The organism is Streptomyces sp. NRRL S-378 (genome assembly GCF_000720645.1).
GTDB lineage: Bacteria > Actinomycetota > Actinomycetes > Streptomycetales > Streptomycetaceae > Streptomyces.
The window spans coordinates 16,900-41,206 of sequence record NZ_JOBX01000039.1 but is presented as its reverse complement, the minus strand read 5'-3'; the positions used below and the strand labels follow the sequence as shown (position 1 = coordinate 41,206).

The following is a 24,307-nucleotide window of genomic DNA, read 5'->3' as shown; positions in this document are numbered from 1 at the left end:
CGTAAGACCCCGTCCGCATTCCGTCGCGGTATTCCGGTACGCGGGGCGGGGTGCGGGTGTATCAGACGGCGGGCCGCTTGAGCCTGGCGACGAACTTGTAGCGGTCGCCGCGGTACACCGAGCGCACCCACTCCACCGGTTCGCCGTCGGCGTCCAGGGAGTGCCGGGAGAGCATCAGCATCGGCAGCCCGACGTCCGTGCCGAGCAGGCCGGCCTCGCGCGGGGTGGCCAGCGAGGTCTCGATCGTCTCCTCGGCCTCGGCCAGGTGGACGTCGTACACCTCGGCGAGGGCGGTGTAGAGGGAGGTGTACTTGGCGAGCGAGCGGCGCAGCGCGGGGAACCGCTTGGCGGAGAGGTGGGTGGTCTCGATGGCCATGGGCTCGCCGCTGGCCAGGCGCAGCCGCTCGATGCGCAGCACCCGTCCACCGGTGTTGATCTTGAGGAGTCCGGCGAGGGTGTCGTCGGCGGTCACGTAGCCGATGTCGAGGAGCTGTGAGGTCGGCTCCAGGCCCTGGGCCCGCATGTCCTCCGTGTACGAGGTCAGTTGCAGGGCCTGCGAGACCTTCGGCTTGGCGACGAAGGTGCCTTTGCCCTGGATCCGCTCCAGTCGTCCCTCTACGACCAGTTCCTGGAGGGCCTGGCGGACCGTGGTCCGCGAGGTGTCGAATTCGGCCGCGAGCGTCCGCTCCGGCGGTACCGGGGTGCCGGGCGGCAGCGTCTCCGTCATGTCGAGCAAGTGCCGCTTGAGTCGGTAGTACTTGGGTACACGTGCCGTGCGAGTGGCTGCCCCGCCGTCCGGCTCCGTGAGTGCCCCTTCGGTGGCCATCGCCGCCCGCCTTCCCGACTCCAGTTTCGCTGCCGTCACCGGCTCCTCCGATATGTGCGGTCACATGGTGACACGACTGGGGGGACAGGCCTTCTCTCTCCCCAGGTGTCGGTCCGATAACGGACCGGGCACCCGCTCATTAGACCCTTGACACCCCTAAAGGTCTAGGCCAAGCTCCAGCTACTGGTCTACACCAATATGGATCAGATCCCAGCCCCACGGCAGTACTTCGCGTATGTCACCGCGGCGGGCAAGGGAAGTGCAGGCAGGCATCCCTGAGGAGGGTGGCGTGAAGCGCAAGCTCATCGCGGCGGTCGGTGTCGCGGGCATGATGGTCGGACTCGCGGCGTGTGGCAATGGGGACGACGACAAGGCCAAGGCCGACGCGGGTCCCAAGGAGATCACCGTCTGGGTCATGGACGGCTCCGCGCCGAAGGCCTGGATCGACGAGGTCAACAAGGAGTTCTCGGCCAAGCACCCCGGTGTGACGGTCAAGGTCGAGGAGCAGAAGTGGACCGGCATCCAGGAGAAGGTCACCACGGCCCTCTCCGAGAACAACCCTCCGGACGTCCTTGAGCTCGGCAACACCCAGACCGCCGGCTACGCGGTCACCGGCGGCCTCGCCGACCTGACGAAGGACAAGGCCGCCCTCGGCGCCGACGCCTGGCAGAAGAGCATGCTCGCCTCGGCCGAGGTCGACGGCAAGCTCTACTCCGCCCCCTGGTACGCAGCCAACCGCGTCGTCGTCTACGACAAGAAGGCCTTCGCCAAGGCCGGCGTCACCCCGCCCACCACCCGCGACGAGTGGATCGCCGGCCTGGAGAAGCTGAAGGCGGCCGACCCGGCCACCCAGCCCATCTACCTCCCCGGCCAGAGCTGGTACGTCCTCGCCGGTCTCATCTGGGACGAGGGCGGCGACCTCGCCGTCAAGGACGGCGCCAAGTGGAAGGGCGGCCTCGGCACCCCGCAGGCCGGCGCCGCGATGGAGTTCTACAAGAAGCTCCAGTCCTACTCCACCGCCCCCAAGGACAAGGACGAGGCCAACCCGCAGCAGTCCACCGACATCGTCCCCAAGGGCGGAGTCGCCTCCTGGATCGGTCTCGGCTGGGAGGCCGGCGGTGCCGAGAAGGCGCTGAAGGAAGCGGGCAAGGAGGCCGACTTCGGCTACTTCCCGATCCCGGGCAAGACGGCCGACAAGACCAGCACCGTCTTCCTCGGCGGCTCGAACCTCGCCGTGGCCGAGCGCTCCAAGAACAAGGAGCTCGCCAAGGAGTGGCTGGCCCTCGCCGCCGGCAAGGACCAGATGACCAAGTACGCGGCCGAGACCAAGGGCGCGCTGCTCCCGAACCAGGCCGCGGCCAACTTCACCCCCGCCGCGGGCTCCTTCGCCGAGGCCATGGGCAAGGCCGGCGTCAACGGCAAGATCACCCCGGTCACCGCGGGCTGGGCGAACGTCGAGACCGAGCCGAACCCCATCAAGGAGTTCATGACCAAGGTCCTCAAGGGTGAGGACGCGGCCAAGGCCGGCGCCGAGGCGGACGCGGAGATCGCGAAGCGCATCAACAAGTAGTCCCGCCCCGCAGTACCCGCACGACCCAGCAGTGTGATCGCACCGGGGAGTGCGGCAGGTGCCCGGACACCCGCCGCGCCCCCGGTCGCGCATTTGACTCCACAGTCAACCGCGAGGAAGCCAAGCCATGACCGTGCACTCCCAGGGAGCGGTGACCAGCGCTCCACAGGACGCACCACAGAAGTCCGCCGGACTGCCCGAGACGCCGGCCCCAGCAGCCGGCACCGGCCCCACGCCGCCTCGCGGGGGCGGGAAGTCGCTCCCCACGGGGTGGCTGCCCTATCTGCTGGTCGCGCCCGCGGTGCTCGCCCTCGCGACGCTCCTGCTGTACCCGCTGATCAAGAACGTGATCCTGTCCCTCCAGGACATCAACAAGGTCGAGTTCATCCAGCGGAAGTACCCCTTCGCGGGACTCGCCAACTACACCGAGCTGCTCGGTGACTCGGCCTTCTGGACCGTCGTCGTCCGCAGCTTCGCCTTCACCCTGGCCAACGTCGCGCTGATCATGGTGCTGGGAAGCCTCATCGGCATCCTGCTGAACAAGCTCGGCAAGAAGATGCGCCTGGTCCTCTCGATGGCGCTGGTGATGGCCTGGGCCATGCCGATCGTCGCCTCCGTGCAGGTCTTCCGCTGGCTGTTCGACGAGCAGTTCGGCGTCATGAACTGGGTCATGCGCACCGCCGGCTTCTCCGGCTACGAACAGCACAACTGGATGGAGACCGGTCTCTCCACCATGGTGATCGTCACCATCCTGGTGGTCTGGGGCTCCATCCCCTTCGTCGCCCTCAACATGTACGCCGGCCTCACCACGGTCGGCGCCGAGCTGTACGAGGCCGCCCGCATGGACGGCGCCAACGGCTGGCAGACCTTCTGGAAGATCGTCTTCCCGAACCTGAAGCCCTTCTTCCTCATCACCACCTTCCTCGAGGTGATCTGGGTGTTCAAGGCCTTCACCCAGGTCTACGCGATGAACAAGGGCGGCCCGGACCGCGCCTCCGAGATCCTCCCGGTCTTCGCCTACGTCGAGGGCCAGAGCCAGGCCCACTACGGCCTCGCCGCCGCGATCTCCGTCCTGACGATCGTGATCCTCGTGGTCGTCATGTCCTTCTACTTCCGCCTGATCCTGAAGCAGGAGGAGGAGCAGTGAGCACGAGCACGACCACCGCCCCGAAGCCCGCGGCTCCCCAGAGGCCCGCACAGCAGCTCCGCACCCGCCGCCCGGTGCGCCCCGGAGCCGTGGCCAAGAACCTCGGCGCCCTCCTGCTGGCCCTGGTCTTCGTCTTCCCCGTGTACTGGATGTTCTCGTCGGCCCTCAAGCCGGCCGACCAGATGCTCACGAAGGACCCCGTCTTCGTCTTCACGCCGACGACGGCCAACTTCGGCAAGGCCACCGGGGTCGAGAACTTCTGGACGTACGTCACCAACAGCGTGCTGGTCACCGTCGGCGCCGTGGTGCTGGCCCTGCTCGTCGCCCTCGCCGCGAGCTTCGCCATCGCCCGCATGCGGTTCAAGGGCCGCAAGGGCCTGGTCCTCACCGTGATGATGGCCCAGATGGCCCCCTGGGAGGTCATGGTCATCGCGATGTACATGATCGCCCGCGACGCCGAGATGCTGAACAGCCTCCCGCTGCTCACCGCGATCTACTTCGTGATGATCCTGCCCTTCACCATCTGGACCCTGCGCGGCTTCATCGCCGCCGTCCCGGTGACCCTGGAGGAGGCCGCCCAGATCGACGGCTGCACCCGCGGCCAGGCCTTCCGCAAGGTGATCTTCCCGCTGCTGGCCCCCGGCCTGATGTCCACCTCGCTCTTCGGCTTCATCACCGCCTGGAACGAGTTCGCCATGGTCCTGATCCTCAACAAGGACAAGACCGCGCAGACCCTGCCGCTGTGGCTGACCGAGTTCATGTCGGCCTTCGGCAACGACTGGGGCGCCACCATGGCCGCGTCCTCGCTCTTCGCGGTCCCGGTCCTGCTGATCTTCATCTTCCTCCAGCGCAAGGCCGTCGGCGGCATGACCTCCGGCGCAGTGAAGGGATGACGCCGTCATGACTGTCCTTGCGCACCGCGCCACCGCCTCCGACGAGGTGACCCGCGACGCACTCGCCGTCCTCCAGCCCGGCTTCGAGGGCACCACCGCCCCCGCCTGGCTGCTCCGCCGGATCGGCGAAGGCCTCGCCTCGGTGGGCCTGTTCGGCCGCAACATCGCCTCGCCCGAGCAGCTCGCCGCACTGACCGCGCAGCTGCGCGCCGAGCGGGACGACGTCCTCGTCGCCATCGACGAAGAGGGCGGCGACGTCACCCGCCTGGAGGTCCGGGGCGGCTCGTCCTTCCCCGGCAACCTGGCCCTCGGCTCCGTCGACGACACCGGCCTGACCCGGGACGTCGCCCACGAGCTGGGCCGCCGCCTCGCCGAGTGCGGCGTCAACCTCAACTGGGCCCCCTCCGCCGACGTCAACTCCAACCCGGACAACCCCGTCATCGGGGTACGGTCCTTCGGCGCCGACACCCACCTCGCCGCCCGGCACACCGCCGCCTACGTCGAGGGCCTCCAGGCCGCCGGCGTCGCCGCGTGCACCAAGCACTTCCCGGGCCACGGCGACACCAACGTCGACTCCCACCACGCCCTGCCGCGCATCGACGTGGACCTCGACACCCTCGCCGCACGGGAACTCGTACCGTTCAGGGCCGCCATCGAGGCCGGGACCAAGGCCGTGATGAGCGCGCACATCCTGGTGCCCGCCCTCGACCCGACCCGCCCGGCCACGCTCAGCCCGCAGATCCTGACCGGCCTGCTGCGCAAGGAACTCGGCTACGAGGGCCTCATCGTCACCGACGGCATGGAGATGCACGCCATCGCCGGGACGTACGGGATCGAGCGCGGCTCGGTCCTCGCCATCGCGGCGGGCGCCGACGCCATCTGCGTCGGCGGCGGACTCGCCGACGAGGCCACCGTCCTGCGGCTGCGCGACGCGCTGGTCGCGGCCGTCCACGAGGGCACGCTCCCGCAGGAGCGCCTCGCCGACGCCGCCGCCAGGGTCCGGGCGCTGGCCGCCTGGACCCGGGGGGCCCGGCCCGGCGCGCGGCCGGAGGGGAGCCGCGCGTCCGGCATCGGCCTGACCGCCGCCCGCCGGGCCCTGGTCGTCACCGGCTCGGCGGTGCCGTCGGCGGGGCGCCCGTACGTCGCCACGCTGACCCCCGTCGCGAACATCGCGGTCGGTGACGAGACCCCGTGGGGTCCGGCCGCCGAACTGGCCGAGCTGCTGCCGGGCACCGCCTCGGGCTTCTACCCGCAGGGCGCCACGGCGGGGGAGATCCTGGCGGCAGCGGGGGAGCGCACCGTCGTCGCGGTGGTCCGCGACGCGCACCGCCACCCGTGGATGACCGAGGTACTGGACGCCCTGGTCGAAGCCCGGCCGGACACGGTCGTGGTCGAGATGGGGCTGCCCCGCGCCGAGCCGCGCGGGGCCCTGCACATCGCGACGCACGGCGCCGCGCGCGTCTGCGGACGCGCCGCCGCCGAGGTCGTCGCGGAGGCCGTCACAGGGGTGTGACGCCGCGGTACCGGAGCCGGGCACCCGTCACAGGGGTGGTGCCCGGCTCCGCCGCCCACGGCGAAGGGCCGGGCTCCCCAGCGGGAGCCCGGCCCTTCGTCCGTTCCGGGTGCTACAGCCCCTGCCAGGACGGCTTGTTGGCGTAGGCGTGGCGGAAGTAGTCGGCCAGCTTGAGCTTCGAGGCGGCGGCCTCGTCCACGACGACGGTCGCGTGCCGGTGCAGCTGCAGCGCGGACGCCGGGACGAGGGCGGACAGTGGCCCCTCGACGGTCTGCGCGACGGCCTCGGCCTTGCCCTCACCGGTCGCCAGCAGCACCAGGTGGCGGGCGTCGAGGATGGTGCCGATGCCCTGGGTGATGACGTGGTGCGGCACCTGCTCGAGGTCGTCGTCGAAGAAGCGCGCGTTGTCCACGCGGGTCTGCTCCGTGAGCGTCTTGATGCGGGTGCGCGAGGCCAGGGACGAGCAGGGCTCGTTGAAGCCGATGTGCCCGTCCGTGCCGATGCCCAGCAGCTGGAGGTCGACGCCGCCGGCCCCGGCCAGGGCCCGGTCGTAGGCCTCGCACGCGGCGACGAGGTCCTCGGCCGCACCGTCGGGGCCCATGAAGGAGCCCTCGGTCAGGCCGAGGGGCTCGACGACCTCGCGCAGGACGACGGCCCGGTAGGACTCCGGGTGCCCGGCCGGCAGGCCCACGTACTCGTCGAGCTGGCATATCCGGGCCCGGGAGACGTCGACCTCGCCCGCCCCCACCTTGCGCGTGAGGGCCTCGTAGACGGGCAGCGGGGTCGAGCCGGTCGCCACACCGAGCAGGGCGTCGGGCTTGCGGCGTACCAGGGCGGCCATGGCCTCCGCGATGAGCTCGCCGCCTGCCTTGGCGTCCGGGACGATGACAACTTCCACGCGGGGCCTGCCGATCTGGAGTGGGTGATGTGGTATAGACCAATCTAGCAGAGCGGGCCGGGTGCGGCGGGGGTCCCGCCACTTTCCATGCTGATCCCGGTCCCGGCCTCCGGCCTCCCGGGACCCCGTCCACCGCCGGGACGGAGTCCGCCCTGCGCCCCGTAGTCCGGGGCGGGCCCTCCCGCGCCCGCCCCTCCCGTGCCCGCCCCTCCCCGCGTCCTAGACCAGTGCCAGCTGCAGGCCGCCCGTGGCGTCCAGGTGCTGGCCGGTGACCCAGCGGGAGTCCGCCGAGGCCAGGAAGGCCACCACGTCCGCCACCTCCTCCGCCGTGCCCACCCGGTGGAAGACCGACCGGGAGGCCAGGTGGGCCCGGGTCGCGGGATCCGTGAGCAGGGCCGCGTTCAGGTCCGTCTCGGTGATCCCGGGGCCCACCGAGTTCACGGTGATCCCCCGCGGGGCGAGTTCGGCGGCCAGCGAGCGCGTCAGGGCGTTCACCGCGCCCTTCGGCATGACCGTCGCGAGGATCGCCGGCAGCGCGATGTCCGGGGTGCCGGTCACGTTCACGATCCGGCCGCCGTCCCGCAGCCTGGCCAGTCCGTGCTGGATCACGAAGAACGGCGCCCTGGCGTTCAGCGCGTGAGCCCGGTCGTACGCCTCCTCGTCGGTGTCCCCGATCCCCGCGAAGGCCGCCGCACCCGCGTTGTTGACGAGGATGTCCACGGCCTCGGTGTGCGCGGGGTGGGCCGCGTACGCCGCCCAGAGGGCCTTCGCGTCCCCCCGGACCCCGAGCTCGGCCCCGATGGCGAAGGCCCGTCCGCCGGCCGCCCCGATCGCGGCCACGGTCTCCTCGGCGGCCTCCGCGTTGCGCCCGTAGTGCACCGCGACCAGTGCCCCGTCGCGTGCCAGCCGCTGCGACACGGCCCGGCCGATGCCCCGGCTGCCGCCCGTGACCAGTGCCGTCTTCCCCTCGAGCACGCCCATGACGCGCCCCCCTCCACAATTGATAGCGGTCGCTACAGAAAGGGACCGTACCAGATTCTCTAGCGGCCGCTATAGAATGTGCGGATGGTGACCGGACAGCGCGGCAGGCCCCGCTCCTTCGACCGCGACGCCGCCCTCGACAAGGCGATGACGGCCTTCTGGGAGCGCGGCTACGAGGCGACCTCGATCTCCGATCTCACCGCCTCGATCGGCATCAGCGCACCCAGCCTCTACGCGGCCTTCGGCGACAAGCGCAAGCTCTTCGACGAGGTCGTCGTGGTGTACGGGAGCCGGTACGGGGACTTCGCCGGCGTGGCGCTGGCCGAGGAGCCCACCGCCCGCGACGCCGTCGAGCGCATCCTGCGCGAGGCGGCCGAGGTCTACACCGACCCGGCCCACCCGCCGGGCTGCATGGTGATCAGTGCCGCGATCAACACCACTTCGGAGGAGGTGGCCCAGGCGCTGCGCGAGCGCCGCAACGCCAACCTGGAGCTCTTCGAGCGCCGGATCCGCGCCGACGTCGCGACCGGCGTGCTGCCCGCGGACACGGACGCGCGGGCGCTGGCCCGGTACGCCGGGGCCGTGCTTCAGGGGATGTCCCAGCAGTCGCGCGACGGGGCGACCCGGGAAGAGCTGGAGGCGGTGGCGGAGCGGGCCCTGCTGGCCTGGCCGTAGACACCCGCGGATTCCTCTGGGCCACGGTGCAGGACGGGACCCTCAACCCGTCCGGCACCGTAGCCCGGAGTACTTACGGCCGTCAGGTGTGCGGTTCCCGGCGGCCGGTGAGAGGCGCCTGCGCGGTCAGGGCAGAGCGCGCGGCCACCTCGTTCCGTCCTCCTGTGCGGGGAGGGCGGAGACTGTAAGCCAATTCTGGACTAGACCAATCTGTTCTGTCCATCCAATGACGGTAGCTGGAAACCCGTCACTTCCTCCAACAGTACGCGGCCCGTGCCCCTCCTGGATACTCCTGAGTACCCGCGTGGGGAAAGTCATCGTGCGTACCCGGGGTACGCTCGCACCGTGCCCTCCATGAACGACCTCGTACGCCAGCACACCGCTCTCGGAGAAACCGACCTGGAGTGGCTCCACCTGTTGGTCTCGGAGTGGCAGCTGCTCTCCGACCTGTCCTTCGCCGACCTCGTCCTGTGGGTGCCCACCCTCGACGGCACGCGGTACGTCTCGGTCGCCCAGATGCGCCCGAACACCGGCCCCACCTCCTACCAGGACGACATGGTCGGACACCTTGTGCCGCGCGGCCGGCGCCCCCTGCTCGACGCCGCGCTCGACGAGGGCCGCATCGTGCGCGAGGGCGACCCGGAGTGGCGCGAGGAGGTGCCGGTCCGCGTCGAGTCGATCCCCGTCCGCCGCGAGGGACGGGTACTGGGAGTGATCGCCCGCAACACCAACCTGCTCACTGTGCGTACACCGAGCCGGCTGGAGCTGACCTACCTCCAGTCCGCCTCCGACCTCGCACAGATGATCGCGGCGGGCGCCTTCCCCTTCCCCGGCCAGCAGGTCGACATGGACGCCTCGCCGCGCGTCGGCGACGGCCTGATCCGGCTCGACGCCGACGGCGTGGTCACCTACGCCTCCCCCAACGCCCTCTCCGCCTACCACCGCCTCGGCCTCGCCTCCGACCTGGTCGGTCAGGACCTCGGCGCCACCACCGCCGAACTCGCCCCCTCCCGCGGTCCGGTGGACGAGGCGCTGGTCAAGCTCGCCAGCGGCTGGGCCCCTCGCGAGACCGAGGTCGAGGGCAACGGCGGCGTCATCCAGCTGCGCGCCATCCCCCTCAAGCCGAAGGGCACCCGGATCGGCTCCCTGGTGCTCTGCCGCGACGTCACCGAACTGCGCCGTCGCGAACGTGAACTCATCACCAAGGACGCGACCATCCGGGAGATCCACCACCGGGTGAAGAACAACCTCCAAACCGTGGCCGCTCTCCTGCGGCTCCAGGCCCGCCGCATGGATTCGCCCCAGGGCCGCGAGGCGCTCAACGAGGCGGTGCGCCGCGTCGGTTCGATCGCGATCGTGCACGAGACGCTGTCCCAGAACCTCGACGAGCGGGTCGAGTTCGACGAGATCGCCGACCGGGTGATCGCGATGGTCTCGGAGATCTCACCGGGCCGCGTCGACTGCCGGCGCACCGGCCGCTTCGGGATCCTGGACGCGGAGGTGGCCACCCCGCTGTCGATGGTGCTGACCGAAATCCTGCAGAACGCCCTGGAGCACGCCTTCACCCCGGGGGAGCGGGGCACCGTGGAAGTGGCCGCGCTGCGCAGCGGGACCGGCCGCAAGGACGGGCGCCTGCTGATCACCGTCCTCGACGACGGCAACGGCCTGCCCGAGGGGTTCGACCCCCAGCGGGCCGGCAACCTCGGGCTGCAGATCGTACGGACCCTCGTGGAGGGGGAACTCGGCGGCACCTTCGACATGGTCCGGGCCGAGCCGCGCGGCACCAAGGTCGTCCTCGACCTGCCGTCCAGCCCGCAGAAGTAGCAGCCGTACGGTGACTCAGCGTCAGCGAAGGCTTCGGGGTCGCGTGCACGCAGCGTAGTCGCACGGCAGCACTGAGCCCCGGACCGAATGCTTCGGTCCGGGGCTCAAGAGCACGTTGCTGAGCGCTTCTTCGGTTACTGCGCGCTGCGCGTCGAGGCTCGAAAGTCGTTGTCAGGCGCTGGCGTTGCGCGCCCGGTTGCGAGCGGCGCGGCGCTTCATGGCGCGGCGCTCGTCCTCGCTGAGACCGCCCCAGACGCCGGAGTCCTGACCGGACTCGAGCGCCCACTGCAGGCACTGCTCCATGACGGGGCAACGGCGGCAGACGGCCTTGGCTTCCTCGATCTGCAGCAGCGCAGGACCGGTGTTGCCGATGGGGAAGAAGAGTTCCGGGTCTTCCTCGCGGCAAACGGCGTTGTGACGCCAGTCCATGGCTGCTCCATCTCCTTGTATTGCGGGCACTTTGCTTGTGAATGTGAACGCTTTCACGAATCCCCCCGTGAGGGAAGGGCGACCGCCCGGTTTCACGCGGGTGATCAGTCTGAGATTCGTGGAGGGGTTCTGGCGGTCTGTGTGGGTGCCGGGTCCTGCGGGCTGTCCCGATCGCCATGAAGAGATTCGCAAACCTCGGACGGGGATACAACCCCTTCCGGAAAGTTTTTTTTGATTCGTCGGTGTCTACTAGGTCACAGCCCTACATCGTGAGGGTGGACCGGCGTGTAAACGTTCGAGTGAAAGGCCCGCGGGCCCTTCTACTCACACAATCACACGCAGTGCACGGCGTACGCCTGTGAACCGAACGCTGGTGCGCAGTCCGAGGTGATCACCGTCCATCTGGAACGGGAGGGGAACCTTCGAATGCAAGGTGAAGTCGGTCAGATCGTGCAGAGACACCGCATGCTTGCCGTGCGGACCCCGCTCAGGAGTGGAGGTCAGGAGCTGTGTCGCGTAGCGGGCGACGGCCGGAGTTGACAAACGATTGAGCGCCAGTACGTCAAGCGCAGTATCGAACGATGCCTCCGGGGAGGCGTAAAGCGGGCGATTCCCCAGATACGTCCATGGTGAGGTGTTGCACACTATCGACAGCACCAGGTCCGTCACCGGATCCGCTCCGGGCCGCTCCAGCGTGACCGTGCCGTGCCGCCGGTTGGGCTCCTCCCAGAACTGGCGCATCAGCTGTCGTACATACAGCGCGTGCGTCGAACGCTTGCCGCGCTCGCGCTGCTGCTCGACCCGCCCCACGACGCCCGCGTCGAAACCGAAGCCCGCGCAGAAGGTGAACCAGCGCGCCGGAACCGACTCGTCCTCGGTCCCCGGGGTCCCCGCCGCCAGCCCCAGGCCGACCGTGCGCTCGCGCTGCTCGCGCAGCGCGTCCAGCAGCGCGCCCGTCGCTTCGACCGCGTCGTTCGGCAGCCCCAGGGCGCGGGCGAACACATTGGTGGAGCCGCCGGGAACCACTGCCAGCCGGGGCAGCCGGTCCGGATCGGGTCCGTTGTGCAGGAGCCCGTTCACCACCTCGTTGACCGTGCCGTCGCCGCCCAGGGCGACCACCAGGTCCAGCCCCTCGTGCGCGGCCCTGCGCCCCAGGTCCCGGGCGTGCCCGCGGTACTCGGTGGTGACCGCCTCCAGCTTCATCTCGCTGGCCAGTGCATGGATCAGGACATCGCGCGTGCGCGCACTGGTGGTCGTCGCTGCTGGGTTGGCCACGAGAAGTGCACGCATGAGCGCCAGACTACCCACCCCTCCGTGAGCCGACCCTACTGCCCGTCCCCTCCGGCCTGCGGAGGGCGCCGCTACCCTGCATGGGTGAGTAAGAAGCAGCCCGTGAAGGCCCCCGCCCCCACCGTCGAAGCGCCCACCGCGCTGCCCCGCCGACTGACCGCCGCGGCCGCGCTCACCGCCCTGGAGGGCCTGGCGCTCGCCGGCCTCGGCGTGTACATGCTGTTCGTCGGCATCGCCGGCGACCCCGACTCCCCGCAGCAGGCCGAGACGGGCGGCATCACCCTGCTCGCCCTCGCCGCGCTGCCGCTGATCGCCGCCCGCGGACTGCGCCTGGGCCGCCGCTGGAGCCGCGGCCCGGCACTGATCACCCAGCTGATGGCGCTGCCGGTGGCCTGGACGCTCTACACCACCGGCGGTGCCGTGACCGCCGCCGCCGTGGCTCTCGCGGCGGCCGCGGTGGCCGTCGTCGCGCTGCTCGTGAACCCGACGGCGACCGAGGCCCTCGGTATCGGAGGGCCGTCCTCCTCCTGAGCCCGGCGCGCGGCCGGGCCCGGCTCACTCCTCGACGAGGAGCTTCTCGCGGAGCTGGGCCAGGGTGCGGGCCAGCAGGCGGGAGACGTGCATCTGGGAGATGCCGACCTCCTGCGCGATCTGCGACTGCGTCATGTTGCCAAAGAAGCGGAGGAGCAGGATCCGCTTCTCTCGGGGCGGGAGCCCCTCCAGTAGCGGCTTGAGGGACTCGCGGTACTCGACGCCCTCCAGGGCCTCGTCCTCCGCACCCAGGGTGTCCGCGACCGCCGGCGACTCGTCGTCGGTGTCCGGGACGTCCAGGGAGAGGGTGCTGTAGGCATTGGCCGATTCCAGCCCCTCCAGCACCTCCTCCTCGGAGATGCCGAGCCGCTCGGCCAGCTCGTGCACCGTCGGAGAACGCCCGTGCTGCTGGGACAGCTCGGCCGTGGCCGTCGTCAGCGAGAGCCGCAGCTCCTGCAGGCGACGCGGCACCCGCACCGCCCAGCCCTTGTCGCGGAAGTGGCGCTTGATCTCGCCGACCACCGTGGGCGTGGCGTACGTGGAGAACTCGACCCCGCGGTCCGGATCGAACCGGTCCACCGACTTGATGAGGCCGATCGTCGCGACCTGCGTCAGGTCGTCCAGCGGCTCACCGCGGTTGCGGAAGCGCCGCGCCAGGTGCTCGACCAGGGGCAGGTGCATCCGTACCAGCCGGTTGCGCAGCTCCGCCTTCTCCGCCGAGCCGTCGGGCAGCGCCCGCAGCTCGACGAACAGGGCCCGCGCGCTGCTGCGGTCGCGCGGATCGGGGAGCGCCGCCGGGGCCGGAGGCGCCGGGAACCCCACCGCCGGGGCCGGCGCAGCGGCCTCCGGCGGCTGTGCCGGCTGTGATTGGTCGTGCTGGTTCTCGCTCATAGGGCCCGCCCGTCGCTCCGCCGAGTCCAAAAAGCCGTCTTCCGCATCCGCGTCAGCCGGGTGCGGCCGGGCGTGCAGCTGCTCCGGGATGCCGCCGTCGACCTCATGCCGTACCCGGGGCCGATCCCCGCCCCGCACCGGGATCTCCCCGCCGCTCACGCCGGGCCTGGCCCCGCGCCGCGTTGTTTGTAGAGGCTGATGCTCACCGTCTGGTTCTCCTCGACCGTGGCCTCGACCTTGCCGGCCAGTGCCGACAGGACCGTCCACGCGAACGTGTCACGCTCCGGCGCGCGTCCGTCCGTGGTCGGCGCCGAGACGGTCACCTCCAGCGAATCGTCGATCAGCCGGAAGACGCAGCTGAGGACGGAGCCCGGCACGGCCTGCTGGAGCAGGATCGCGCAGGCCTCGTCCACCGCGATGCGGAGGTCCTCGATCTCGTCGAGGGTGAAGTCCAAACGTGCCGCGAGGCCGGCCGTGGCCGTCCGCAGCACCGACAGGTAGGCACCCGCAGCGGGCAGCCGGACTTCCACGAAGTCCTGAGTCCCGGGCTCGCCTGCGATCTGGGACACCCTCACCTCCAAGGTGGTACGAGCTCTTTTCGCCGGTGACGCTACCGCGATCCGGGCGATTGTGTCGCGGCACCCCTCGTGACGACCGCCGTGAGCACCCTGCCCTGCTGCCAGTGACTGATGGTAAGCCCATGGGTACGCACAGTGGGTAGGGGTCTGCGGGGGTCAAATCGGGGGAGCCGGCGGAGGGTTGAACTACCCCGCCTCAGACGATCGAACCGTCGACGAAACACCAGCGCCAGGTCTCGCCGGGCTCGAAGCTCCGCATGACCGGATGGCCGGTCTCGCCGTGGTGCGCCGTCGCGTGCCGGAACGGCGAGGAATCGCAGCACGCCACGTGCCCGCAGCCCAGGCACATCCGCAGCTGCACGGGGTGGCTGCCGACCGCCAGACATTCGGCGCAGGTCTGTGCAGACGGGACCGGCTCGGGGCGCGGCAGTTCGGCAACGTGGGTGCACTCGCTCATGATGGCCAGCGTACGACCAGGGGACGGGCGCACGACGACGGAGGACGGATCTTCGATGGACGTATTGCAGCTGGTGGCCCTGGTCGCGGGCAGCGCGGCCGTGGCGGGACTCGCCCGCCGCACGCCGGTCCCGGCGCCGCTCCTGCTGGTCGCCGCGGGCCTGGCGGCCTCGTACGTCCCGGGCGTGCCCGCGTACACCCTCGACCCGCACATCGTGCTGCCGCTGCTGCTCCCGCCGCTGCTGTACACGGCCGCCGTGGACAGCTCGTACCTGGACCTGCGGGCCAACATCAGACCGATCGCGATGCTGTCGGTGGGCTACGTGCTCTTCGCGACGGTCGTCGTCGGCTACGCGGCGTACCTGCTGGTGCCCGGACTGTCCCTGCCGGTGGCGCTGGTGCTGGGCGCGGTGATCGCGCCGCCCGACGCGGTGGCCGCCACCGCGATCGCCCGCAAGCTGGGGCTGCCGAACCGGCTGACGACCATCCTGCAGGGCGAGTCCCTGGTCAACGACGCGACCGCCATCACCGCGTACAAGGTGGCGCTGGCGGCGGCGGTCGGGGTGAGCGCCGGCTGGGCGGGCGGGATCGCGGAGTTCCTGCTGGCCTCGGTGGGCGGCGTCGGCGTCGGCCTGCTGCTGATGGTGCCGATCCACCAGCTGCGCAAACGGATGAAGGAACCCCTGCTCCAGAACACCCTCTCGCTGCTGATCCCCTTCGTGGCGTACGCGGCGGCCGAGCGGGTGCACGCCTCCGGTGTGCTGGCCGTGGTCGTGGTCGCGCTGTACCTCGGGCACCGCAACTGGCAGGTCGACTTCGCCACCCGGCTCCAGGAGGAGGCGGTGTGGAAGATGGTCGCCTTCGTCCTGGAGTCGGTCGTCTTCGCGCTGATCGGCCTCCAGTTGCCGGTGGTTCTCAAGGGGCTGGGGGAGTACCAGGGCGTGGACGCGGCCTGGTACGCGGTCGCCGTCTTCGTCGTGGTGGTGGTGGCCCGCTTCGTATGGGTGTTCCCGGCGACGTTCGTGCCGCGCTGGATGTCGCCCCGGATCCGGACGCGGGAGCCGGAGACCGACTGGAAGTCCCCGGTGATCGTGGGCTGGGCGGGGATGCGGGGCGTGGTCTCGCTGGCCATCGCCTTCTCCGTGCCGATCTCGGTGCCGCACCGGAATCTGATCCTGTTCCTCACCTTCACGACGGTCATCGGGACGCTGGTGGTGCAGGGGCTGACGCTGCCGCCGCTGATCCGGATGCTGAAGCTGCCGCCGAGGGACGTGCAGGCCGAGACGCTGGCGGAGGCGCAAGCGCAGAGCGAGGCCTCGCGGGCGGCGGAGGAGCGGCTGGCGGAGCTGCTGGCGGAACCGGAGAACTCCACGCTGCCGCCGCCGCTGGCGGACCGGCTGCGGACGGTGCTGGAACGTCGGCGCAACGCGGTGTGGGAACGGCTGGGCGAGGTCAATCCGCTGACGGGGGAGTCCGCGGACGACATCTACCGGCGGCTCGCGGGCGAGATGATCGAGTCGGAGCGGGAGGTGTTCGTCGCGCTGCGGGACGAGCGGCGGATCGACGACGAGATGCTGCGGGTGCTGCTGCGCAGGCTGGACCTGGAGGAGGCGGCGGCGTACCGCGAGTCGACGTAGCCCCGCCCCTACGGGGGCCGGCGGGGTGAGCGGCGGTGCCCAGGGGGCGGCGGTGGAGGTCGGGGCCGGTGCCGGAGCGGGGTGTCGTCCTGGACTCCTGTGTGCGGCGCCCGGACCGTGGCGGCCCGTACGGGTCGCTGCCGCGCCAGCCCATCACGTTCTGCGTCCCGGACAACACCCCACCCCGTCCCCGTCCCCGGCAGGCCGTCCCTTACGGGCGGCCGGTGACGACGGCGGTGAGGGTGGTGCCGGGCGGGAAAGTGCCCGCCTCGGTGAGGGTGGTCAGGGCCCAGAGGAGTTTGGCCACGTAGATCCGTTCCACCGGGAAGCCGTGGCGGGAGGCGAAGTCGGCGGCGAAGGACTCCAGGGCGGCCGGGACGCGGGCGTAGCCGCCGTGGTGGAAGTCCTCGGCCAGCGTCCAGTCCCCGACCGGGCCGCCATAGGCCTCGGTCTGGAGGGAACGTATCTCCCCGGACAGGAAGCCGCCCGCCAGGACGGGGACGCCCAGCGCCCGCTGCCCGGGTGCGAGGCCCGCGGCCAGGCCCGCCAGGGTGCCGCCGGTGCCGCAGGCCACCGCGGCCACGTCGGTCACGCCGCGGAGCTCGCGGCCCAGCTCCGCGCAGCCCGCGAGGGCGAGGGCGTTGCTGCCGCCCTCCGGGACGACGTACGCCCCGCTCGCGCCGGCCTCGTCCAGCAACAGGGCCAGGGCCTGCGGGTCGGCCTTGGCGCGGTAGCGCGAGCGGGTGACGAAGTGCAGGCGCATGCCATCCGCCGCGCACCGGGCGAGGGAGTCGTTCAGGGGCCGGCCGGCCAGCTCGTCACCGCGCACGACGCCGACCGTCCCGATGCCCAGCAGCCGCCCGGCGGCCGCAGTGGCCCGCAGGTGGTTCGAGTACGCGCCGCCGAAGGTGACGAGCCGCTCGTGCCCCGCCTCCAGCGCGGCCCGCAGGTTCGGCGCGAGCTTGCGCCACTTGTTGCCGGGCAGCTCCGGATGCACCAGGTCGTCCCGCTTCAACAGCAGCCGCACCCCGTGCCGCGCGAACCGCTCGTCCACCGCCTCGACGAGCGGAGACGCCGGCCGTGACTGCAGTTCGGGGTGGTCCACCCGTCCATTGTGAGCCGTCCCGTGTCGTCGTGCGGGCGGGGGCTACGGCGCGCGGGTGGCGCGGGCGTGATCGGTGCACACTCGCCGGAACAGGTCGTGCCCGGTCCGCCCGGCGTGCCGCAGCGCCAGCCCTGAGTCTCTGCCTGCTCCCGGGACCCGGCACCGGGAGAGGTGTCCTCCCGGTGCCGGGCCCGGGGGCTACTTCAGGCGTTCGGCGATGCGGTCACGGAGGGAGTCCATGGTGAAGCCCCGGGGGTCGACCTTGCCCGGTTGCCACTCGCGGTGGCCGATGACCGAGCGGGCCGTCCACCGGTGGACCCGGCACAGGGCCGCCGACACACGGGCCATGGCGTCGATCTGGGCCGGGGGCCACGGGTCCTCGCCGTCGCCGAGGTTCACGCATTCGAAGCCGTAGAAGTGGCGGTTGCCGTCGGTGGTCGCCTCGTTGTCCGGGGGGAGCCGCCGCTCGGCGATCACCGCCGCCAGGACGTCGGGGTCACCGAGGCCGGCGTGGTTGGCGCGGCCGTAGCCGACCAGGTGGACCCGGCCGTCCTTGGCGATCACGCCGTGGCAGAGCGGCCCCGGGAGGGCGCTGTGGCCGTTGCGGCAGAGTTCGACGGAGTACGCGGTGCCGCGCGTGACGGTGTGGTGGATCATCACCCCGTGCACCGGGCCCCAGGGCCCCTTGTGGTTGCGGTTGTGGGTGCGCCAGGCGCCGACCTCGACGACGGTCAGGCCTTCGTTCCTCAGTGCGTTGATGAACCGGTCCGCGGACATGGGTGCGGCCATGGCCGCCTCCCTTCGTGCGGTGCGCTACGGACACCCAGTGTGTCCGAATCGTCACGCTCCGGTTTAGCGGAGGCGTCCCTTCCGCGGCTAGTGTTTTCGTACGGCTAGCGAGCGGATCCGGACACGGCTCACGCGGAAGCGAGCCACAGGTCGGGGCCGAAGACCTCGTAGTGGATGTCGGCGGCCGGCACGCCCTTGGCGATCAGCTGCTCGCGCACGGACCGCATGAAGGGGAGCGGTCCGCAGAGGTAGGCCCGGGTGCCGGGGGCGACGGCCACCTCGGACAGGTCCATCAGGCCGGTGGCGTCGCCCGGCTCCGCCGACTCCTCGTACCAGAACCTGGCCGTGGCGTCGGCCAGCTTGAGGGCCAGCGCCCGGTGGTCCGTCCGCAGCGGGTGGTCCGTGGGGGAGCGGTCGGCGTGCAGGACCGTCACCGGGGAGCTGTGCCCGGCCTCGGCCAGGTGTTCCAGCATCGACAGCATCGGGGTGCAGCCGATGCCCGCCGAGGCGAGCAGGAGCGGGGCGTCGGAGTCCTCCAGGACCAGGTCGCCGTACGGGGCCGAGACCCGCAGCGTGTCGCCCGTGCGGACGTGGGCGTGCAGGTGGTTGGAGACCTCGCCGTCGGGGCCCGCGGCCGCGCCGTGGACCCGCTTGACGGTGATCGCGCGGACCGCCGGGCCGGGCGAGGAGGACAGGCTGTACTGGCGGATCTGACGGGCCCCGTCCGGGAGTTCGACCTGGACCGAGACGTACTGGCCGGGCAGGTGCGCGGGCGCGGGGGCGCCGTCCGCGGGGGTGAGGCGGAAGGTGGTGCAGTCGGCCGTCTCCTCCGAGCGGCCGATGACGGTCCACTCGCGCCACACGTCGCCGGCCGCGATCCGGTGCCCGGCGTAGAGGCGCTCCTCGATGGCGACGAGCGCGTTCGCCATCAGCCAGTAGACCTCGTCCCAGGCCTGGGCGACCTCGGGCGTGACGGCCTCGCCGAGGACCTCGGCCATCGCCGCGAAGAGGTGCAGGTGGACGACCGCGTACTGCTCGCGGGTGACGCCGAGGCTGGCGTGCTTGTGCGCGATGCGGCCCAGCATCACGTCGGGCCGGGTGTCCGGGTGCTCGACGAGGTGGGTCGCGAAGGTGGCGATGGAGCCGGCGAGCGCCTGCTTCTGGAGGCCGGCGTTCTGGTTGCCGCGGTTGAAGAGGTCGCGGAGCAGCTCCGGGTGTGCGGTGAAGAGCTTGGTGTAGAAGAGCTCCGTTATGTCGCCGATGGCCGCTCCGACGGCGGGCAGGGTGGCTCGGACGGTCGCGGTCGACTTCTCGGACAGCATGGGGAACTCCTCGCGTGGATGGTCCATTAATTGGCATGTTAGATGCGTATTTTTGCTCGCAGAGGCCCGCCGCGGTGCGGACTTCTGTTCGAACTCCCGCCGGAGGTGAGGCTATGGGGCCCGGCGGACGGCGGTAACCGGCCATAAGGCCCTGATGGTCAGGGACCTTCGGCCCCCGCGGGCGCCCTGCTCGAAATGCCCAGGAGAAGCGGGCCGGTCGGGGCTGCCACCAGGTCGTTCACCGTCAGCGGGTCCAGTGCGGCGAAGAACGCCTCCTGGGCGCGGCGCAGCGCGCCGCGCAGCAGGCAGGCGCTCCGCAGCGGGCAGGGGGTGGTGCCGTCGCAGTCCACGACGTCGCCCGCGCCCTCCAGTTCGCGCACCACCGCGCCCACCGAGGCCGCCCGCCCGGCGGGGGTCAGGGTGAGCCCTCCGCCGCGGCCGCGGCGCGCCTCGACCAGGCCGAGATGCTGCAGCCTGGCGACGACTTTGGCCGTGTGGGTGTACGGGACCTCCATGGTCGCCGCCACGTCCCGCGTGGTGGGGAGGTCCTCCTCCTCGACGGCCAGGCGCATCAGGGTGCGCAGCGCCAGGTCGGTGAATCGCGTCAGCCGCATGGGGTCACCGTAGAAAACTCGCATACGAGATACAAATTAAGCCCCGGGCGGGATCATCACTTGGCCGAAACCGATGGGGCGTACGGAGCTCTCGCTGCCCACGGGCGAGGAGTTCGATCCGAGAGAGTGCCCCGTCCCCGGACGGAGTAGTCACACCCTTTTGTGTAATGGTTCCACCACGTTGCGTGCTGAAAGGCTGGTGCCGCAGACCCATGGAGTGATCGAAAGGGAAAGACATGTCGGTCCAGGCAGGTTCCGAGTCCGAGGCCCAGACACCGCAGCGCAGTCTGGGGACGGCGGCCGCACGGAACTTGGCAACCACGACCAAGTCCGCGCCGCAGATGCAGGAGATCACTTCGCGGTGGCTGCTGAAGATGCTGCCGTGGGTGTCGGTCCAGGGCGGCGCCTACCGGGTGAACCGCCGACTGAGCTACTCGGTCGGCAACGGCGTCGTGGAGTTCATCAAGACCGGGACCCAGGTCCAGGTGATCCCCGCAGAGCTCGGCGAACTCCCGCTGCTGCGCGACTACGACGACCTCGACGTCCTCGGCGAACTCGCCCAGCGGTGCCGCCAGATCGACTTCGAGTCAGGCCAGGAGCTGACCTCCTTCGGCAGCCCCTCCGACGAAGTCTTCCTGCTCGCGCACGGCCGCGTCGACCAGATCGGCCCGGGCCCCTACGGCGACGACGCCGTCCTGCGGACCGTCGCCGACGGCGCGTACTTCGGCGAGGACTCCCTCGTCGATGAAGAATCGATTTGGGAGTACACCGCCCGCGCCGCCACCCCCGGCACCGCCCTCGCCCTGTCCCGGCAGGACTTCCAGCTGCTGGCCGACCGGGTCCCCTCCCTGCGCGAGCACCTGGACCGCCTGCGCTCCGCACCCGCCCAGCGCACCAACAAGTACGGCGAGGCGGAGATCGACCTCTCGGCCGGCCACCGGGGCGAGGCCGTCCTCCCCGGCACCTTCGTGGACTACGAGGCGCGCCCGCGCGAGTACGAGCTCTCCATCGCCCAGACGGTCCTGCGGGTGCACTCGCGCGTCGCCGACCTCTACAACCAGCCGATGAACCAGACCGAGCAGCAGCTGCGGCTCACGGTCGAGGCGCTGCGCGAGCGCCAGGAGCACGAGATGCTCAACAACCCCGAGTTCGGCCTGCTCCACAACGCCGACTACGACCAGCGCATCCAGCCGCACGACGGCGGCCCCACCCCCGACGACATGGACCAGCTGCTCAGCATGCGGCGCGGCTCCAAGCTGTTCCTCGCGCACCCCAAGGCGATCGCCGCCTTCGGCCGCGAGTGCAACAAGCGCGGGATCTACCCGGAGACGGTGGACGTCGACGGCACCCGGGTGACCACCTGGCGCGGGGTGCCGATCTTCCCGAGCAACAAGATCCCGATCAGCGACGCCCGCACCACCTCCATCCTGTGCATGCGTACCGGCGAGGACGAGCAGGGCGTGATCGGCCTGCACCAGCCGGGCATCCCGGACGAGATCGAGCCGAGCCTCTCGGTCCGCTTCATGGGGATCAGCGAGCAGGCGATCATCTCCTACCTGGTCACGGCGTACTTCTCCGCCGCGGTGCTGGTGCCGGACGCGCTCGGCGTGCTGGAGAACGTCGAGATCGGCCGCTGGCGCTGATCGAGGTGAACGCCATCGCGACCGGTGAGGGCCAGGAGGCCGCGGCCCTGCTGGAACGGACGAGAGAAACGGTCAACCCGGAACTGCGCCGCACCGTGGAGAGCCTGCCCGGCGGGATGCGGCGGGTGGCGATGTACCACTTCGGCTGGGTGAACGCGGACGGCACCCCGGCCGCGGGCAGCCCCGGCAAGGCCATCCGGCCGGCGCTGGTGCTGGCCGCGGCCCAGGCCCTGCAGGGTCCGGGCGGAGGGCCGGTCGACCAGGCCGTACGGGCCGCGGTCGCGGTGGAGCTGGCGCACAACTTCACGCTGCTGCACGACGACGTCATCGACAAGGACGTCCGCCGTCGCGGCCGCGCCACCGCCTGGACGGTGTTCGGGACACCGGACGCGATCATCACGGGCGACGCCATGATGGCGCTCGCCCAGCGGCTGCTCGCGGACGACCCCCACCCCGCCGCCGCGGCGGCCTCGTCCCGGCTCTCGGCCTGCATCATCGAGCTGTGCGCGGGCCAGCAGGCCGACTGCGCCTTCGAGCGGCGCCCGGACGTCGCGCTCGACGAGTGCCTGACCATGGCGACGGCCAAGACCGGGGCCCTGCTGGGCTGCGCGTGCGCGCTGGGCGCGCTGTACGCGGGGGCCGGAGCGGACGAGGTGGACGCCATGGACGCCTTCGGCCGGGAGGCGGGCCTGGCCTTCCAGCTGATCGACGACCTGATCGGCATCTGGGGGGACCCGGGGCACACCGGCAAGCCCGCCGGGGCCGACCTGATCGCCCGCAAGAAGTCCCTCCCGGTCGTGGCCGCCCTCACCTCGGGCACCCGGGCGGGCGAGGAGCTGGCCGCCCTCTACGCGGGTCCCATGACCGGGGACGACGTACGCAGGGCGGCCGACGCGGTGGAGCGGGCCGGCGGGCGGGACTGGGCCCAGGCCCAGGCCGCGGACCGGATGAGCCGGGCGGTCCAGCAGCTGTCCCGCGCCGTGCCCGACCTCGGGGCGGCGGGCGGGCTGCTGGCGCTGGCGGAGTTCGTGACGCGCCGCACGAGGTGAGCGGGCGTCCGGCGTGACGGGGGGAGGCCCGTTCCGGCACCGGGCGGTGCCGGAACGGGCCTTACCGCATGGGTGCGCCAACTCTAGGATCGCTGACGGTTGTTGACACGTGAGCGAAGGGTGTGACCAGTGGCGCTGGAGATACGTCAGGCGGATCAGTCGGACCGGGACGCGGTGGCGCGGCTGCTCGACGAGGCCTTCCGCACCGACCCGGTGAGCAGCTGGGTCTTCCCGGACCCGGAGCACCGGGCCGCCGTGCACGGGCGGTTCCTGGGCGTCTTTGTGGACGTCGCACTGGCCGAGGGCCGGATCGACTACGCGGTGGACGGCTCGGCGGCCGCCCTGTGGCTGCGGATCCCGGCGGGCGAGCCGGAGGGCGAGGACGAGGTCCCGGCGAAGATGCGGGCGGTGGCCGACCCGGACAACGAGCGGTGCGAGCTCGTGGGCCGGCTGACGGGCGCGGTGCACCCCACCGCGGAGGAGCACGAGTACCTGCTGATGATCGCGGTCGCCCCGGGCCGGCAGGGGGAGGGGCTGGGCACCGAGCTGATGCGGCCGGTGCTGGAGCGCTGCGACCGGGAGGGCGTCCCGGCGTACCTGGAGGCGAGCAGCGAGCGCAGCAGGGGGCTGTACGAGCGGCTCGGCTGGGAGTTCACCGGCGAGGCGGTCCGGCTTCCCGAGGGGCCGCTGATGTGGCCGATGTGGCGCAAGCCCAGGGGCTGAGGACGCCGTGGGGCGGGAGCTTGCGTAACCACTTCATCTGAAGTACTTTACTCGCCGTGCCCCGGTGCGGCGGCACGGTCCGACGGAAGAGAATCGCTTGCGCAAGCTCACCTACTTCATCGCCACCACCGTCGACGGGTTCATCGGTGCCCCGGACGGCGACGGCGACTTCTTCTACAGCCACCTCGACGCCGAATTCGTCGAGCACCTCAAGGCCGAGTACCCGGAGACCATTGCGGCCCAGGGGCGTGCCCAGCTCGGGATCGCCGACGCCCCGCCGAAGCGCTTCGACGCGGTCCTCATGGGCCGGGCCACCTACGAGCCGGGCCTCAAGGCGGGCATGACCAGCCCCTACGGCCACCTGCCCGAGCAGTACGTCGTCTCGCGCTCCCTCACCACCCCGCCCGACCCGCAGGTGCGCCTGATCAGCGGCGACCTGGTGGCCCGCGTCCGTGAGCTCAAGGCCCGCGACGGACTCGGCATCTGGCTGTGCGGCGGCGCGGATCTCGCCACCCAGCTGATCGACGAGATCGACGAGTTCGTCGTCAAGACCTACCCGGTCTTCGCCGGCACCGGGATGCCGATGTCGCGGGCCGGCTTCGGAGTGCGACCCCTGGAGCTCACCGGGGTCACGACCCTGGGCGGCGGCCAGATCGTCAGCACCTACCTCCGCAGGCGCTGACCCGACGGATATGCGGAAACCGGCCTACCGTGGAGGTATGGCCGGTGAGCAGCAGCAGCACGCGCACGAGCGGGTGGCCCCGCAGGCCGGGCACGAACAGCAGACGTGCCCGACCTGCGGGCGCAGCGTCGACACGGTGGTCGGGCGGCGCAAGTCCCTCGGGGTCTTCATCCCCGTGTGGAGGCGGGGTCCCTGCCGGAACCCCGACTGCGCGGACTACGTGGAGCGCGGGGAGCGGTGA

The 24,307-nt window shown here is 71.3% G+C and carries 25 protein-coding genes; 13 read left to right on the top strand and 12 right to left on the bottom strand.

The window, feature by feature from the left end; translation table 11 throughout:
• Positions 1 to 61 precede the first annotated feature (61 nt).
• Complete coding sequence (locus IH80_RS0125100) at positions 62 to 826, bottom strand: GntR family transcriptional regulator (protein ID WP_030026774.1); 765 nt, start codon at positions 824 to 826, stop codon at positions 62 to 64.
• Between the two features lie 289 nt (positions 827 to 1,115).
• Here IH80_RS0125100 and IH80_RS0125095 point away from each other — a divergent pair, with 289 nt between their 5' ends.
• The 4 genes from IH80_RS0125095 (at position 1,116) to IH80_RS0125080 (ending at position 5,949) form a co-directional block, all read left to right on the top strand.
• The gene (locus tag IH80_RS0125095; protein WP_030963483.1) at positions 1,116 to 2,396 is read left to right on the top strand and encodes an extracellular solute-binding protein; all 1,281 of its coding nucleotides are present in this window, start codon (positions 1,116 to 1,118) and stop codon (positions 2,394 to 2,396) included.
• A gap of 127 nt (positions 2,397 to 2,523) precedes the next feature.
• Entirely contained in the window at positions 2,524 to 3,543 is a 1,020-nt protein-coding gene (locus IH80_RS0125090) for a carbohydrate ABC transporter permease (protein ID WP_030963482.1), read from the top strand.
• A gap of 74 nt (positions 3,544 to 3,617) precedes the next feature.
• The gene (locus tag IH80_RS0125085) at positions 3,618 to 4,436 is read left to right on the top strand and encodes a carbohydrate ABC transporter permease (RefSeq protein ID WP_030963480.1); all 819 of its coding nucleotides are present in this window, start codon (positions 3,618 to 3,620) and stop codon (positions 4,434 to 4,436) included.
• Positions 4,437 to 4,443: 7 nt separating this feature from the next.
• Positions 4,444 to 5,949, top strand: coding sequence for a glycoside hydrolase family 3 protein (locus IH80_RS0125080; protein ID WP_030963479.1), 1,506 nt, complete (start codon positions 4,444 to 4,446; stop codon positions 5,947 to 5,949).
• Positions 5,950 to 6,061: 112 nt separating this feature from the next.
• On the opposite strand, the gene nagB is transcribed toward IH80_RS0125080, so the two are convergent.
• Positions 6,062 to 6,847 (bottom strand): glucosamine-6-phosphate deaminase, encoded by a 786-nt coding sequence (gene nagB / locus IH80_RS0125075; protein ID WP_030963478.1) that lies wholly within the window; start codon positions 6,845 to 6,847, stop codon positions 6,062 to 6,064.
• A 219-nt stretch (positions 6,848 to 7,066) separates the two neighbouring features.
• Positions 7,067 to 7,828 (bottom strand): SDR family oxidoreductase, encoded by a 762-nt coding sequence (locus IH80_RS0125070; RefSeq protein WP_030963477.1) that lies wholly within the window; start codon positions 7,826 to 7,828, stop codon positions 7,067 to 7,069.
• Positions 7,829 to 7,912: 84 nt separating this feature from the next.
• Between IH80_RS0125070 and IH80_RS0125065 the strand changes: the two genes are divergently transcribed.
• Together IH80_RS0125065 and IH80_RS0125060 are read left to right on the top strand one after the other, a co-directional pair.
• Positions 7,913 to 8,503 (top strand): TetR/AcrR family transcriptional regulator, encoded by a 591-nt coding sequence (locus tag IH80_RS0125065; protein ID WP_030963475.1) that lies wholly within the window; start codon positions 7,913 to 7,915, stop codon positions 8,501 to 8,503.
• A 354-nt stretch (positions 8,504 to 8,857) separates the two neighbouring features.
• Entirely contained in the window at positions 8,858 to 10,327 is a 1,470-nt protein-coding gene (locus IH80_RS0125060; RefSeq protein WP_030963473.1) for a sensor histidine kinase, read from the top strand.
• 171 nt (positions 10,328 to 10,498) lie between these two features.
• On the opposite strand, the gene IH80_RS0125055 is transcribed toward IH80_RS0125060, so the two are convergent.
• Together IH80_RS0125055 and IH80_RS0125050 are read right to left on the bottom strand one after the other, a co-directional pair.
• Positions 10,499 to 10,756 carry a WhiB family transcriptional regulator gene (locus IH80_RS0125055; protein WP_003953983.1) on the bottom strand — a complete coding sequence of 86 codons (258 nt, stop codon included), beginning with the start codon at positions 10,754 to 10,756 and terminating at the stop codon, positions 10,499 to 10,501.
• Positions 10,757 to 11,080: 324 nt separating this feature from the next.
• Positions 11,081 to 12,046, bottom strand: a complete 966-nt coding sequence (locus tag IH80_RS0125050; protein WP_030963472.1) for a diacylglycerol/lipid kinase family protein — start codon at positions 12,044 to 12,046, stop codon at positions 11,081 to 11,083.
• Positions 12,047 to 12,130: 84 nt separating this feature from the next.
• On the opposite strand from IH80_RS0125050, the gene IH80_RS0125045 reads away from it, so the two are divergent.
• Complete coding sequence (locus tag IH80_RS0125045; RefSeq protein ID WP_051809893.1) at positions 12,131 to 12,577, top strand: hypothetical protein; 447 nt, start codon at positions 12,131 to 12,133, stop codon at positions 12,575 to 12,577.
• A gap of 24 nt (positions 12,578 to 12,601) precedes the next feature.
• Here IH80_RS0125045 and IH80_RS0125040 read toward each other — a convergent pair whose 3' ends face one another.
• From IH80_RS0125040 to IH80_RS0125030, 3 genes are all read right to left on the bottom strand, one after another.
• Positions 12,602 to 13,612 (bottom strand): RNA polymerase sigma factor SigF, encoded by a 1,011-nt coding sequence (locus IH80_RS0125040; protein WP_078906740.1) that lies wholly within the window; start codon positions 13,610 to 13,612, stop codon positions 12,602 to 12,604.
• Positions 13,613 to 13,623: 11 nt separating this feature from the next.
• Positions 13,624 to 14,037: an anti-sigma regulatory factor gene (locus tag IH80_RS0125035; RefSeq protein WP_030963468.1), complete on the bottom strand. Its 414-nt coding sequence runs from the start codon at positions 14,035 to 14,037 to the stop codon at positions 13,624 to 13,626.
• A gap of 205 nt (positions 14,038 to 14,242) precedes the next feature.
• Positions 14,243 to 14,503 (bottom strand): UBP-type zinc finger domain-containing protein, encoded by a 261-nt coding sequence (locus IH80_RS0125030; protein WP_030963467.1) that lies wholly within the window; start codon positions 14,501 to 14,503, stop codon positions 14,243 to 14,245.
• A 55-nt stretch (positions 14,504 to 14,558) separates the two neighbouring features.
• Between IH80_RS0125030 and IH80_RS0125025 the strand changes: the two genes are divergently transcribed.
• The gene (locus IH80_RS0125025; RefSeq protein ID WP_030963466.1) at positions 14,559 to 16,139 is read left to right on the top strand and encodes a Na+/H+ antiporter; all 1,581 of its coding nucleotides are present in this window, start codon (positions 14,559 to 14,561) and stop codon (positions 16,137 to 16,139) included.
• Positions 16,140 to 16,350: 211 nt separating this feature from the next.
• On the opposite strand, the gene IH80_RS0125020 is transcribed toward IH80_RS0125025, so the two are convergent.
• The 4 genes from IH80_RS0125020 to IH80_RS0125005 form a co-directional block, all read right to left on the bottom strand.
• Positions 16,351 to 17,244, bottom strand: a complete 894-nt coding sequence (locus tag IH80_RS0125020; RefSeq protein WP_030963465.1) for a 1-aminocyclopropane-1-carboxylate deaminase/D-cysteine desulfhydrase — start codon at positions 17,242 to 17,244, stop codon at positions 16,351 to 16,353.
• A gap of 198 nt (positions 17,245 to 17,442) precedes the next feature.
• Positions 17,443 to 18,033, bottom strand: a complete 591-nt coding sequence (locus IH80_RS0125015) for an N-acetylmuramoyl-L-alanine amidase (RefSeq protein ID WP_030963463.1) — start codon at positions 18,031 to 18,033, stop codon at positions 17,443 to 17,445.
• Positions 18,034 to 18,161: 128 nt separating this feature from the next.
• A complete protein-coding gene (locus IH80_RS0125010) occupies positions 18,162 to 19,355 on the bottom strand; it encodes a globin domain-containing protein (protein ID WP_030963462.1) in 1,194 nt (397 codons plus the stop codon).
• Between the two features lie 158 nt (positions 19,356 to 19,513).
• A complete protein-coding gene (locus IH80_RS0125005; protein WP_030963461.1) occupies positions 19,514 to 19,969 on the bottom strand; it encodes an RrF2 family transcriptional regulator in 456 nt (151 codons plus the stop codon).
• 236 nt (positions 19,970 to 20,205) lie between these two features.
• Here IH80_RS0125005 and IH80_RS0125000 point away from each other — a divergent pair, with 236 nt between their 5' ends.
• The 5 genes from IH80_RS0125000 (at position 20,206) to IH80_RS0124980 (ending at position 24,307) form a co-directional block, all read left to right on the top strand.
• Positions 20,206 to 21,612: a family 2B encapsulin nanocompartment shell protein gene (locus IH80_RS0125000; protein WP_030963460.1), complete on the top strand. Its 1,407-nt coding sequence runs from the start codon at positions 20,206 to 20,208 to the stop codon at positions 21,610 to 21,612.
• Positions 21,603 to 22,661: a family 2 encapsulin nanocompartment cargo protein polyprenyl transferase gene (locus IH80_RS0124995; RefSeq protein ID WP_078906739.1), complete on the top strand. Its 1,059-nt coding sequence runs from the start codon at positions 21,603 to 21,605 to the stop codon at positions 22,659 to 22,661. The genes IH80_RS0125000 and IH80_RS0124995 overlap by 10 nt, the downstream gene beginning before the upstream one ends.
• Positions 22,662 to 22,790: 129 nt before the next feature.
• Positions 22,791 to 23,384: a GNAT family N-acetyltransferase gene (locus tag IH80_RS0124990; protein ID WP_030963455.1), complete on the top strand. Its 594-nt coding sequence runs from the start codon at positions 22,791 to 22,793 to the stop codon at positions 23,382 to 23,384.
• Positions 23,385 to 23,481: 97 nt separating this feature from the next.
• The gene (locus tag IH80_RS0124985) at positions 23,482 to 24,066 is read left to right on the top strand and encodes a dihydrofolate reductase family protein (protein ID WP_030963454.1); all 585 of its coding nucleotides are present in this window, start codon (positions 23,482 to 23,484) and stop codon (positions 24,064 to 24,066) included.
• Between the two features lie 37 nt (positions 24,067 to 24,103).
• Positions 24,104 to 24,307 (top strand): hypothetical protein, encoded by a 204-nt coding sequence (locus tag IH80_RS0124980; RefSeq protein WP_030963453.1) that lies wholly within the window; start codon positions 24,104 to 24,106, stop codon positions 24,305 to 24,307.

Bases quoted from the DNA above. Each gene is read 5' to 3' on its own strand.
- IH80_RS0125030 (WP_030963467.1), bottom strand. From the start codon at position 14,503: ATGAGCGAGTGCACCCACGTTGCCGAACTGCCGCGCCCCGAGCCGGTC.
- IH80_RS0125005 (WP_030963461.1), bottom strand. From the start codon at position 19,969: ATGCGGCTGACGCGATTCACCGACCTGGCGCTGCGCACCCTGATGCGC.
- IH80_RS0125025 (WP_030963466.1), top strand. From the start codon at position 14,559: ATGGACGTATTGCAGCTGGTGGCCCTGGTCGCGGGCAGCGCGGCCGTG.
- IH80_RS0125100 (WP_030026774.1), bottom strand. From the start codon at position 826: ATGGCCACCGAAGGGGCACTCACGGAGCCGGACGGCGGGGCAGCCACT.
- IH80_RS0124980 (WP_030963453.1), top strand. From the start codon at position 24,104: ATGGCCGGTGAGCAGCAGCAGCACGCGCACGAGCGGGTGGCCCCGCAG.
- IH80_RS0125000 (WP_030963460.1), top strand. From the start codon at position 20,206: ATGTCGGTCCAGGCAGGTTCCGAGTCCGAGGCCCAGACACCGCAGCGC.
- IH80_RS0125065 (WP_030963475.1), top strand. From the start codon at position 7,913: ATGGTGACCGGACAGCGCGGCAGGCCCCGCTCCTTCGACCGCGACGCC.
- IH80_RS0125090 (WP_030963482.1), top strand. From the start codon at position 2,524: ATGACCGTGCACTCCCAGGGAGCGGTGACCAGCGCTCCACAGGACGCA.
- IH80_RS0125010 (WP_030963462.1), bottom strand. From the start codon at position 19,355: ATGCTGTCCGAGAAGTCGACCGCGACCGTCCGAGCCACCCTGCCCGCC.
- IH80_RS0125080 (WP_030963479.1), top strand. From the start codon at position 4,444: ATGACTGTCCTTGCGCACCGCGCCACCGCCTCCGACGAGGTGACCCGC.
- IH80_RS0125015 (WP_030963463.1), bottom strand. From the start codon at position 18,033: ATGGCCGCACCCATGTCCGCGGACCGGTTCATCAACGCACTGAGGAAC.
- IH80_RS0125060 (WP_030963473.1), top strand. From the start codon at position 8,858: ATGAACGACCTCGTACGCCAGCACACCGCTCTCGGAGAAACCGACCTG.
- IH80_RS0125055 (WP_003953983.1), bottom strand. From the start codon at position 10,756: ATGGACTGGCGTCACAACGCCGTTTGCCGCGAGGAAGACCCGGAACTC.
- IH80_RS0125050 (WP_030963472.1), bottom strand. From the start codon at position 12,046: ATGCGTGCACTTCTCGTGGCCAACCCAGCAGCGACGACCACCAGTGCG.
- IH80_RS0125070 (WP_030963477.1), bottom strand. From the start codon at position 7,828: ATGGGCGTGCTCGAGGGGAAGACGGCACTGGTCACGGGCGGCAGCCGG.